Genomic DNA, 11,367 nt, shown 5'->3' with positions numbered 1-11,367 from the left:
ATACCGCGCGATCAACTTGTGACCACAGGTTCGGCCAATCCCGAAACGACGACAAAGCGCACTGACATTGCTGCCATCCTGCACCGCAAGACGCACAAACTCCAACTTCCCATCCATCACGCTGGTGCTCCCAAATGGCATCGCGAACCTCCCGGCGCAAAGCACGCCAAACTGTTCGCGATGTCCTCGCACACCTGTTCGCGATCTCTCCGGTCCAAACAGGGGGGAGATCGGATGTCACTTCTGGTTTCGCCAATCGCCAACGTTGCAGGAATGAGCGGAGCGCCGAAGCTGCCAATCTCCCCCTTGCGGGGGAGATGTCCGGCAGGACAGAGGGGGGTGCTGCCCCTCCAACATCAATAGATTGGCTGGCCTGATCCTAAGCTGCTTCCGCGAGGCACTTGGCACACGTCCCGCGAAACTCGATCACCGCCTTCTTGGCGGCGAAGCCGGTGGAGCGCACCCATTCGTCCAACCGGTGGCCGACATCGTGGTCGGACATTTCGGTGACCTGCCCGCATGTGTCGCAAATGGCGAAGGCAGTCATCGAATGGCTGTGGTCGTGCGGCTCGGCGCAGGCGACGAAAGAATTGATGCTTTCGAGCCGATGCACGAAACCTGACTTCACCAGCGTGTCGAGCGCTCGATAGACCTGTAGAGGCGCGCGAAAACCGCGCTCGCGCAGTTGGTCGAGCAAGGTATAGGCACTGAGCGGTCCGCTGGCGGTCTCGAGTTTCTCGAGCACGCACAGCTGGTTCTTCGTCAGCACATCCCTTGCCGCCATGATCCTGTTTCCAACTCGCCTTGCGTCGCTTGCGCCGCGCACAAACTATCCATGTACCCATCCAGATAGCGACGAACAGGCATTTTTGCTACTGTTTCCAGCATTCTGCCCGCAAGGCGGTCGAGAACATCGATCGGAGCGGGGCAACAGGCGGGTTGCTCTGCGATGTAACGTTCAAAATACTGACAATATCTTCAGCGAGGATTGCCGCGCTTGGAAATTCGGTCGGGCTTGGGGAAGCAATCATGATCAAATTGACGCGGCGGACGCTGCTGGTCGCCACGTCCGCTTTGACCATGGCCGGCATGGTGTCGTTCCGGACCATGGCCGCATCGCGCACCTACCATGCGCTGCTGATCGCCTGCACCGAATATCCCAACCTGCCGCAAAGGAACTGGCTGGTCGGGCCGAAGAACGATGCAGCCCTCGTCCGCGACTATCTCCTGAAGAATGTGCCCGACCCGGTGCGCTTCGCGCCGGAGAACGTCACGCTGCTCGCCAAGGATGTCCCCGGCGCCAGTGGCCTGCCGACCCATGCGGCCATCAAGGCCGCATTGGCCGACCTTGCCGCCAAGGCTCAGCGCGACGATCTCGTTTATCTGCATCTGTCCGGTCACGGCGCCCAGCAGCCGCAGATGGTCAAGGGCGACGAAACCGACGGGCTCGACGAGATCTTCCTGCCCGTCGATATCGGAAAATGGATCAACCGCGATGCCGGCGTGCCCAATGCGCTGATCGACAACGAGATCGGCGCGGCACTCGACGCCATCCGCGACAAGGGTGCTTTCGTCTGGGTTGTCTTCGACTGCTGCCATTCCGGCACCGCGACACGCGCCGTTGAGGTCGATGACGAGTTGGAGCGCAAGGTCGAGTTCGCCGACCTGGTCGGCGGCAACGAGGCCGAGCGGGCTGCCGCGATCAAGGCCTATGACGAGGTGATTTCGGCCGCCGGCTCGCGCGGCGTCGACGACAATGGCACGCGCAAGCCCGCCTTCACCCTGACGCCGACCGGTGGCGAACCGATCACCAAGGGCAAACTGGTCGCCTTCTATGCCGCGCAGACGGTGGAGACGACACCGGAAATGCCGCTGCCCAAGGGCATCGCGGATGCGCCGCGGTTCGGCCTGTTCACCTTCACCATCCTGTCGAAACTGGCCGAGAATCCCAACGTCACCTATCGCCAGCTCGGCCAGGCCGTGCTGCAGCAATATTCGGCCGACAGCCGCACCCGGCCGACACCGCTGTTCGAGGGCGAACTGGATGCGCGGGTGTTCGGCACCGACAAGACGGACGCGGTCATGCAGTGGCCTGTCGTCATCAAGGACGGCGAAGCGACGATCGGCGCCGGCCTGCTGCACCGCCTCACCCCCGGCAGCAAGCTCGCCATCCTGCCGTCGGCGCTATCGCCGCTGTCCGACGCTGTCGGATTTTTGGAAGTGCAGTCGGCAAAAAACCTGGAAAGCCGCGTCAAGCCGGTCGAGTTCGACAAGAAGCCGGCGCTCAAAGTCGTCGACATTCCCGCCAATGCCTATGCGCGGGTGGCGGAGATCGCCGTCGACTACAAGCTCGTCTTGGCGCGGCCGGCCATAGCCAAAGGACTTGAGAAGGAAGCCGCTCTGGTCAATGCGGTTCTCGACGAACTGGCCACAGCCAGGGAGACCGGCTTCAACATCGAGCTGGTCGAACCCGGCAAGAGCGCCGACCTCCGCTTTGCGGTGATGCGCGAGAATGCTGTTCCCGGCGCCGCCAAGGATGCGACAGACAAGCCGGCGCTGTGGTTCCTGCCGGCGTCGGGCGACGTGAGCCTGAAGGACGGCGGCAAACCGCCGCTGATCATCATTCACGACCGCCAGAAGCTGGCCGATGCAACGGCCAGGAACCTGCGCACCATCTTCCGTGCCACCGGGCTTTCGCGGCTGGCGGCGGCCTCAGACTACAAGCCCGAGGACGTCGACGTCCAGTTCCAGGTCAAACGCCGCGACAAGGACGGCCTCGAACCGCTGCAGGCCTCGGTGGTGCCGCGCGTGTCGCCGGGCGACGAAGTGCATGTGCTGGCCAAGAACAGGTCGGACCTTCTGGTCGACATCAACGTGCTCTATGTCGGCAGCGACTATTCGATCACCCACATCGTCGCCGAGCGTCTCGCCCCGCAAGCCATGCTCGAGGAGGGGCTGCTGGCCTTCACCGATACCAGCTTCGGTATGGAACGGATGATCGCGGTTTTGACCGAGGCGCCGCCGGAGAGCGAGAAGCAGGATCTGAGCTTTCTGGCGCAGGACGGCGTCGCCTCGGCGACACGCGGAATGGGCTCTGCCGGCTTCTCCGACATGCTGACCGATCTCGGCATGGCGCCGGCAACCCGCTCGGTGATGCGGCTTGCCGACAAGAGCGGCCCGAAAGGCGCGGTGATGATCTTTCCGATGGAGACGGTGCCGCGCGCCTGAGCGGATGCCGGCGCGCAGGGCTCTGCGGCGGCTCTTGCGCGATCGGCGCGATATGAGAACATTCCCGGCCGCTGACGCATGACGGCGGATGAAACGGATAGGATCGATTGTGAAGAATTCTGTGTTTTCCTGGCGTGGAACGCTAGCCGGCCTTGCTGGCGGCCTGTCGCTGATCGCCAACGCTTCGGCGGACGAGGCCTGCGGCCTGTGCGTCAAGCAGATCGTCACCAACTCGGAACTGGCGACGTGTTTTCTCGATCAGTACGACCAGTTCGCCAAAAGCGGCAGCGACGCGGTTGTCGTCGATCTCAGCAACTGCGCCTCGCGCGGCGTCGTCGAAGCCTTGCCGTCCCCGAACAAGGGGGAGGCGGAGCCTGACGTACAGTTCATGATTTCGCGCCTGCAGTTGCAATGCCTGAAAAAGAAGCTGGAGACGCCGGGCATTGTGCTTGATCCCTCCGCCACCATTGAACTGGACAGCTGCGGATGAAGAAGCCGACGGGCAACACCAGGCAGACAGCAATGACCGCACCCGCAAAAGCGCAGGCCGGCAAACCGGCCCTGCAGGAAACCACCGAGGGTTTCCCGTGGCCAAGCAGCCACGAGATCAAGAAGGAGAGCAATCCCTTCACAGACCGCGATTGGCGGATGCTGGTCTATGCCTGGTCGGGCATGGCCGTGCGTCTCGCCATCATCTTCACCTTGATGTTCTCGGTCTACCAGTTCCTGGCCAACCAGGAGCAGAAGCGTGTCGAGCAGACCATGTCGCTTGTCGAACTTTGGGAGAACAAGGACTACCAGCAGGCGCAGCGCGCGCTGAAAGATCGTCTGACGGGCCTCAACGCCAAATATGACAATCTGCTCAGCGCCAACCCCTCGCCGACCGAGGAGCAGGTGTTCCGGCAACGCATCGGCATCGAGGCTATGACCGCCTCCGGCGGCGACATGCCGCTCGCCGATTTCAGCGAGAATTTCGATCGCATCGTCTATTTCCTTAACCGGCTGTCCTTCTGCATCGACGGCGATTTGTGTTCGCGCAAAGTGACCGATGCTTATTTCCGTGACTATGCCGTCTCTTTCTGGAGCTATTTTGCCGGCTACATAGACAAGCAGCGCAAGGCGGGTTCTCCCACTTTCGCTTCGGCAATCGAGAACTATGTGCGCAACGGCCCGCCTGCACCCGCAGCCAAATAGCGGCGAAAAAGGCGGCGGGATTGCGCCGCCGCCTTGGTCTCCACCGCGAATGCGCAGCGATTACTTATACAGGCTGTTGATCCACTGGACGTTGGCAGCGTTCAGGCGCACGGCGGTGTTCGCGTCAGGGCTTTCCGCCACGTTGACACCGGTGACGATGCGCTGCTTGGCCTTGTTGTCGTAGGCATAGACCGAGCTGCCGCTCGACCCTGGGAACGTATCGCAGTCATACTGGAAATATTCCGGCGCGATGTTTTCGGCGTGCACTTCGCAGTTTGCCTTCCACATCGTGCCCATCGGCTTGTCGCCGGGATAGCCAACGAGATTGGCGGTGAAGTCGCCAAGATCGTCATAGTTCGCATAGCCCAGCCAGCCGAGATTGGTGCCGACATCCTGCTTCAGCGTGACGATGCCGAGATCCCACAGCAGGACCGAACCATAATAACCCTGGTAGTTGTCGATGAAGCCTTGCAGCACATAGGCGCTTTCGAAGGCGAAGGCGCCGAACGGTGCGTCGTCGGCCGTGCTGCCGTTAAGGCCCGGCACGAACAAATAGTCGGAAAGCCAGTCCTTGTCCTCATGGCTGTAGAGGCAGTGCGCGGCGGTGAGCACCGTGCGCGGGCCGATCAGCGTTGCCGAACAGCTGCCGAAGCTGCCCGTCTTCGGCGATTTGGCTTCGAGATAGCCTATTGCCGAGAACGGATAGGTCTTGGTGTTCTTGACCTGCTCGCGATCGTCGGTGCCGAAAACCTGGCGGCCGGCTTCGCCTTCGCCGAGGTCCGGATCCTCGGTCTTGCGCTCGGCCCCGTCTTTTCCGGTGGCCGGAGCGTTCAGTTCCTTGATGATAAGCTCCCGCAACGCTTCGCTCGGCTCGATCTTGATCTCCTTGCCATCGGCGGACCGTCCGACGATGCCATAGGATTTGACAGCTATTGCCTCGTCGGCAAGCGGCGCGGCGCGGCTGTCTTCGTCGGTCAGCTTCGGTGGCGCGATTGGCTTTGCCCGCCCGGGCTTGTAGTCGCCTGAAGTCGCGTCGCGCGCGCTTTCGCCATTGCCGGCACTGGCGGAGCCAGGATCGGCGGCGAAAGCTGGAACCGCCCACATTGCGGTGGAAAGCAATGCGGACGCAATAAGTGCGTTTGTCAGTTTTGTCATGGTGAGACTCTCCCAAAAGTCAGCAAGGACTGGATCCAAATACAGAAATATTGTCGAGATCGTGGTGAGGTCAAAAAATGAGTTTGATTACCGTCGCCTGAACCTGCTCATTACCCCCTACAGTCTGTCGAGGCCCCGCCAAAGGCACTCGCGCGGATATATTGCCTAAATTAATATAACATTGGAATGACAAATCGCTTTCACATAGCCCGTGGGGGGCTATAGGATTTTGAGCGAGGTCTGCACAGGAACGCGATCCGCGAAGCGGTGCCCGACTTGGTGTTCCTGCCGTGCCGCAACAACTGTGCTGCGCGGTCTGATCACCAGGCTGAGGCTTGTTTCGTTGATCATGGGCCGGGGCTGGTCCGCTCGGGTACATATCTCAGGAGGGCTTCAGGTGAACATCATCCATCGGTTCAGGCCGATCGCCGCCGCATCGCTGCTCGGCATCGCGGCCGTCCTTGCGGCAGCCAATTTCACCCAGGCCGACGAAGCGGTCACCCGACCGGAGGCAGCGGTCTCGCCAATGAAGCGCGTGACGGAAGCCAGGGCGAAAGCAGCGGCGGAGAACCCCGACGGGGCCGACCGCGTCTATGGCGGCAACCAGGCCGAAAAGGGAGCCTACCCGTTCCAGGTCGCGCTGCTCACCACCGACAGACTGGACGAGAATCCGGCATCGCAGGCCAATGCCCAATTCTGCGGCGGCAGCCTGATCGCGCCGCAATGGGTGCTGACGGCAGCACACTGCCTCAACGACAAGGGCCAGCCGGTTTCGCCCGAGAGCGTCACCGTGCTGACCGGTGCAACCGATCTCAGCGAAGGCAAGCGCCACAAGGTGGTGGAGGTCATCGTCAACGAAGGCTACAGCGAGCAGACCCTCGACAACGACCTCGGGCTGCTTCGGCTTGCCGAACCGGCCGACGCGCCGACCATCAAGGTCACCCATGACGCGACGCCCGAGACCGGCAAGACGACCGTCACCGGCTGGGGCAAGATGCAGGACGGCACCTTTCCGACCACGCTGATGGTCGCCGACCTCGACCTGCAGCCGAACCAGGCCTGCAACAGCGGCATCAAGGCCATCTATGCGCATGATCTGAAGGCAGCACTTGGCGATCTGTCCCGCCGTATGCGCTATTCGGAAAAAGGCATCGACGCGGCCGCCAATGCGATTGCCGCCGACATGACCGACCCGCTGACCGGCAACATGATCTGCGCCGGCACCACCAGCGGCGTGCGCGATGCCTGCAATGGCGACAGCGGCGGACCGTTGTTCATGACCGGCACCGGCGGGCCGATCCAAATCGGCGTCGTCAGCTGGGGCGAAGGCCCGGCTGACGGCAGTGCGGCGTGCGGCCACAAGGAGGCCTACGGCATCTATACGCGGCTGGCCAATTACACCGGCTGGATCGAGGCGAAGATGAAAAGCTCTGCTCCGGCGCCTGCCAAACCCAAGGCGGGACTCGGCACCGCGCAGAAACCGAAAACGCCCTGAACCGCGGCCATTTGGCTTCCCATGAAAAACGGCGGGAGTGCCCGCCGCTCTTATTTTGCCGGCTCGAGTGGTCTATTTTCGCGGCGGGCCTTTGCGCTCGGCGGAAGCCGCCCACAGATTGATGTCGGACTCCCGCGCATAGGTATCGATCTCGGCGAGTTCGGCATCGCTGAAGTCGAGCACCTTGAGCGCGCCGACGCAGTCCTCGACCTGCTCCGGCCGGCTGGCGCCGATCAGCGCCGAGGTCACCCTGCCCTTGCGCAGCACCCAGGCCAGCGCCATCTGCGCCAGCGTCTGCCCGCGCTTGCCGGCGATGGCGTCGAGCGCCTTGATGTTGGCGATGGTCTTGTCGTTGATGAAGGCTGTCTTCAGCGACTTGCCCTGGGAAGCACGGCTGCCGTCCGGAATGCCGCCGAGATACTTGTTGGTCAGCATGCCTTGCGCCAGCGGCGAGAACACGATGGAGCCGACGCCGAGCCCTTCGAGCGTGTCGAGCAAGCCGTCTTCCTCCACCCAGCGGTTCAGCATCGAATAGCTCGGCTGGTGGATGACGCAAGGCGTGCCAAGCTGCTTCAAGATATCGGCGGCCTCGCGCGTGCGCTGCGAATTGTAGGACGAGATGCCGGCATAGAGCGCCTTGCCCGAGCGCACGGCATGGTCTAGCGCACCCATCGTTTCTTCCAGCGGCGTGTCGGGATCGAAACGGTGCGAATAGAAGATATCGACATAGTCGAGCCCCATCCGCTTGAGGCTCTGGTCGAGGCTGGCCAGCATGTATTTGCGCCCGCCCCATTCGCCGTAGGGACCGGCCCACATCTCGTAGCCGGCCTTCGTCGAGATGATCAGCTCGTCGCGGTAGGCGGCGAAATCGGTGCGCAGGATTTCACCGAAGGCAGTCTCGGCAGAACCGGGCGGCGGACCGTAATTGTTGGCAAGGTCGAAATGCGTGATGCCGAGGTCGAAGGCCTTGCGCGCGATCGCCTGCTTGGTCCTGTGCGGCGTGTCGTTGCCGAAATTATGCCACAACCCCAGCGAGATCGCCGGCAGCTTCAGGCCAGAGCGGCCACAGCGGTTGTAGATCATCTTTTCATAGCGGTTTTCGGCAGGCGTGTAGGGCATCGGAAAATCCTCAAATGAAAACGAGCCGGTCGGCTGCATCGCGACAACGCGGCGAGTTGGCTCTGCCCCTCACCCTTACCCTCTCTCCGTCGAGACGGGGAGAGGGTTGAGGTGTGCTGCCCTATTTCTTCTTCGCCAAAAGCGCCTTGGCTTCCTTGACGCCAAGTGCCGCCGGCCGTTCGCAGGTGGTCTGCATGGCGACGAACTTGCCGGTTTCGCCGGAGCGCAACAGCCCGGTCATCACGTCGACGGCGTGCAGCGCCAGTTCCATGGAACAGCGATGCGGCCGGCCTTCCGTGATCGCCACCGCCATGTCGGCGAGGCCTGATGTGCGGTAGTTGGCCATCATGCCTTGCGAATGCATCTCATTGGGCACGCCGAACGGATGCGGCCAGTTCGGCAGCTTCTTGACCGGCTTGGCCGCGTCGGTGAAGCGAACGTCACCGCCGAAGAAATTCGGATCCGGCACGAACACCGTGCCTGTCTCGCCATAGAGTTCCATCGGCGCGTGGCCGTGAGCCCAGACGTCCCAGCTGGTGTTGAGCGTGATAACGGCGCCGTTCTCGAACTCCAGCAGCCCATGGATGGTCGTCGGCGTGTTGACCGGTATCTTTTCACCCGCGCGCGGCTTTGAACTGATCGTCCGCTCCTTGGCCGGCGTCGTCGCGAAGGCCGCGACCTGCTTCACCGGCCCGATCAGCTGGATCAGATTGGTGATGTAGTAAGGCCCGATATCGAGCACGGGACCGGCGCCCGGCTGGAAGAAGAAATCCGGATTGGGGTGCCAATGCTCCATGCCGTGGCCCATGACATGGCAGGTACCACTCGTGACCTTGCCAAGCTTGCCGGTGTCGATCAGGTTGCGCACCAGTTGATGCGCGCCGCCGAGGAAAGTGTCTGGTGCCGAGCCGATCCGCAGGCCCTTTTTCTCCGCCCGCTTCTTAAGATCGAGCCCTTCCTTGACCGACAGCACGAACGGCTTTTCCGAATAGACGTGCTTGCCGGCGTCGAGTATCTGCTTCGACACCTCATAATGCACCGCCGGGATGGTCAGGTTGACGATGATGTCGATGTCGTCGGCCCTGAGCAGGTCTTCGACGGTCTCGGCGCGCAGCTTGAACTCCTTCGCCCGAGCCTTGGCCGCCTCCATGTTGATGTCGGCGCAGGCACGCATCTCGATGCCGCGAAACAGCGGCGCCAGCGAAAAATACGCTTTCGAGATGTTGCCGCAGCCGATGACGCCGATGCCAAGTTTCTTTGCCATGCTGATTGCTCCTAATAGGTTTTGGCGGCTGCGATGGAGCGGCGGGCGAAACGCTCGATGTCGTTGGGGTTGTCCTGTTCCATGACGAAGTATTGGGCAGCACTCTTGGCACGCAACACCTTGATCAGGCCGGCCCAGTCGATGGTGCCATGGCCGACATCCGACCAGCCATCCTCATCCAGCCCCTCGCCGGGCTTGGCCATGTCCTTGACGTGGACGGCACTGATGCGCTTGCCGTGTTTCTCGATCCACGGCAACGGATCATCGCCGCCGCGCACCACCCAGGCAACGTCCATCTCCCAGCTGATATCGGGCGCGGATGACAGGATGTGATCCTGCGGCACCGATCCGTCGGCAAGTTTCTTGAACTCGAAATCATGGTTGTGCCAGGCAAAGCCGTAGCCGGCCTTTTTCGCGGCGTCGCCGACCTTGGCCAGGCGTTCGCCGAAGCCGCGCCAGCCGGCGGTGTCGGATGGCCGCTGGTCGGGCATCAGGAAAGGACAGATGAGCAGCGTGATACCGAGTGCGTCGGCGGTTCTGCGCACGCCGTCGAAATCGTTCTCGAGCGCATCGATCGAGAAGTGCCCAGTCGGCATGGCAAGCCCGTTCTTGTCGAGCTCGGCACGAAATGCCTTGGGATCATCATAGACGCCGCCGAAACCTTCGACCTGGGCGTAGCCGAGCTTGCCGAGCATGGCGAGCACACCGTCCCAGGGTTGGAAATTGCGGGCGCTGTAAAGTTGGAATGACCAATTCATCGTCTCTGTCCGTTTCGCTTGGGGATTGTCGTTGGAAGGTTGGTTCTCGGAAGCTAGATGCGTGTGCCGGTTGCGGTGTCGAAAAGCGAAGCGCGCATCGGATCGAAGCCAAGCGTCACCGCCTCGTCGTTCTTGGGCGTGCGTTCCGAGGTCACCCGGACGCTGAAATTCTGCTGGGCAAGCTTCAGCCAGACCAGCGTGTCGGAGCCCATGGGCTCGACCACCTCGACATTGGCGGCTATCGAGAACGGCCAGCCGGTGCCACTGTTCAGACTGACATGCTCGGGCCTGATACCGAATGTGACGGGGCCTGGAGCCGGAGGCTTGGCAAAGTCGTAAGTGCCGAGCGGGATCTTGATATCCTCGGCCGCGAACCGCCAGCCGCCGTCGGCGTCTTCCAGGCGGCCATCGACGAAGTTCATTGCGGGCGAGCCGAGGAAGCCGGCGACGAAGCGGTTGACCGGGCGGTTGTAGATGGTCTGCGGCGCATCGAGCTGCTGGATGACGCCGCCCTTCATCACCGCGATGCGGTCGGCCAGCGTCATCGCCTCGATCTGGTCGTGGGTGACGTAGATCATGGTGTTCTGCAGCTTGCGATGCAGCAGCTTGATCTCGACGCGCAGTTCGGCGCGCAGCTTGGCATCGAGATTGGACAGCGGCTCGTCGAACAGAAACACATCGACATCGCGCACCAGCGCCCGTCCGATCGCGACGCGCTGACGCTGGCCGCCGGAAAGGGCGGCCGGCTTGCGTTGCAGCAGCGGTTCGATCTGCAGGATTTCAGCCGCCCGCGCGATCCGCTTGGCGATCTCTTCTCTTGGCGTGCCGGCGACACGCAGCCCGAAGGACAGGTTCTTCTCCACCGTCATTTGCGGATAGAGCGCATAGGACTGGAACACCATGCCGATGCCGCGGTCCTTGGGCTCTTCCCAGGTGACGTTCTTGCCCTTGATGAAGATGCGGCCTTCGGAGACATCGAGCAGGCCGGCAATGCAGTTGAGCAAGGTCGACTTGCCGCAGCCGGACGGCCCGAGCAGCACGATGAACTCGCCATCGGCGACATCGAGATTGAGCGTCTCCAGGACGGTCACCGCGCCGAAATTCAGCGACAGGTCCTGGATCGAAACGCTGGTATCGTTGGCTGCTGTCATCGC

Annotated in this window: 10 protein-coding genes; 4 read left to right on the top strand and 6 right to left on the bottom strand. The window is 62.3% G+C overall.

Going from position 1 to position 11,367, the window contains the following annotated elements:
• Positions 1-379: 379 nt before the first annotated feature.
• On the bottom strand, positions 380-784 hold the full coding sequence (locus EOA13_RS30125; protein ID WP_027037743.1) for a Fur family transcriptional regulator: 405 nt from the start codon (positions 782-784) through the stop codon (positions 380-382).
• Between the two features lie 245 nt (positions 785-1,029).
• On the opposite strand from EOA13_RS30125, the gene EOA13_RS30120 reads away from it, so the two are divergent.
• The 3 genes from EOA13_RS30120 (at position 1,030) to EOA13_RS30110 (ending at position 4,422) form a co-directional block, all read left to right on the top strand.
• The gene (locus EOA13_RS30120; protein ID WP_127297064.1) at positions 1,030-3,228 is read left to right on the top strand and encodes a caspase family protein; all 2,199 of its coding nucleotides are present in this window, start codon (positions 1,030-1,032) and stop codon (positions 3,226-3,228) included.
• A 109-nt stretch (positions 3,229-3,337) separates the two neighbouring features.
• Positions 3,338-3,718 (top strand): hypothetical protein, encoded by a 381-nt coding sequence (locus EOA13_RS30115; RefSeq protein ID WP_127297063.1) that lies wholly within the window; start codon positions 3,338-3,340, stop codon positions 3,716-3,718.
• Positions 3,715-4,422: a hypothetical protein gene (locus tag EOA13_RS30110; RefSeq protein ID WP_127297062.1), complete on the top strand. Its 708-nt coding sequence runs from the start codon at positions 3,715-3,717 to the stop codon at positions 4,420-4,422. The genes EOA13_RS30115 and EOA13_RS30110 overlap by 4 nt, the downstream gene beginning before the upstream one ends.
• 60 nt (positions 4,423-4,482) lie before the next feature.
• Here EOA13_RS30110 and EOA13_RS30105 read toward each other — a convergent pair whose 3' ends face one another.
• A complete protein-coding gene (locus EOA13_RS30105) occupies positions 4,483-5,577 on the bottom strand; it encodes a serine protease (protein ID WP_127297061.1) in 1,095 nt (364 codons plus the stop codon).
• A gap of 397 nt (positions 5,578-5,974) precedes the next feature.
• On the opposite strand from EOA13_RS30105, the gene EOA13_RS30100 reads away from it, so the two are divergent.
• Complete coding sequence (locus tag EOA13_RS30100) at positions 5,975-7,072, top strand: trypsin-like serine protease (RefSeq protein ID WP_127297060.1); 1,098 nt, start codon at positions 5,975-5,977, stop codon at positions 7,070-7,072.
• Positions 7,073-7,144: 72 nt separating this feature from the next.
• Here EOA13_RS30100 and mgrA read toward each other — a convergent pair whose 3' ends face one another.
• The 4 genes from mgrA to ugpC all read right to left on the bottom strand — a co-directional run bounded on the left by mgrA (position 7,145) and on the right by ugpC (position 11,364).
• Positions 7,145-8,191: an L-glyceraldehyde 3-phosphate reductase gene (gene mgrA, locus EOA13_RS30095; RefSeq protein WP_127297059.1), complete on the bottom strand. Its 1,047-nt coding sequence runs from the start codon at positions 8,189-8,191 to the stop codon at positions 7,145-7,147.
• 121 nt (positions 8,192-8,312) lie between these two features.
• Positions 8,313-9,455 carry a Gfo/Idh/MocA family oxidoreductase gene (locus tag EOA13_RS30090; RefSeq protein WP_127297058.1) on the bottom strand — a complete coding sequence of 381 codons (1,143 nt, stop codon included), beginning with the start codon at positions 9,453-9,455 and terminating at the stop codon, positions 8,313-8,315.
• Positions 9,456-9,466: 11 nt separating this feature from the next.
• A complete protein-coding gene (locus EOA13_RS30085; RefSeq protein WP_127297057.1) occupies positions 9,467-10,213 on the bottom strand; it encodes a sugar phosphate isomerase/epimerase in 747 nt (248 codons plus the stop codon).
• Positions 10,214-10,266: 53 nt separating this feature from the next.
• Positions 10,267-11,364: a sn-glycerol-3-phosphate ABC transporter ATP-binding protein UgpC gene (gene ugpC / locus EOA13_RS30080; RefSeq protein ID WP_023812494.1), complete on the bottom strand. Its 1,098-nt coding sequence runs from the start codon at positions 11,362-11,364 to the stop codon at positions 10,267-10,269.
• Positions 11,365-11,367 lie beyond the last annotated feature (3 nt).

The sequence above is a fragment of the Mesorhizobium sp. M7A.F.Ca.US.011.01.1.1 genome, from assembly GCF_003998295.1.
Taxonomy (GTDB): Bacteria; Pseudomonadota; Alphaproteobacteria; order Rhizobiales; family Rhizobiaceae; genus Mesorhizobium.
The sequence above is the reverse complement of the archived record's forward strand: the minus strand, read 5'-3'. Positions and strand labels throughout refer to the sequence as shown.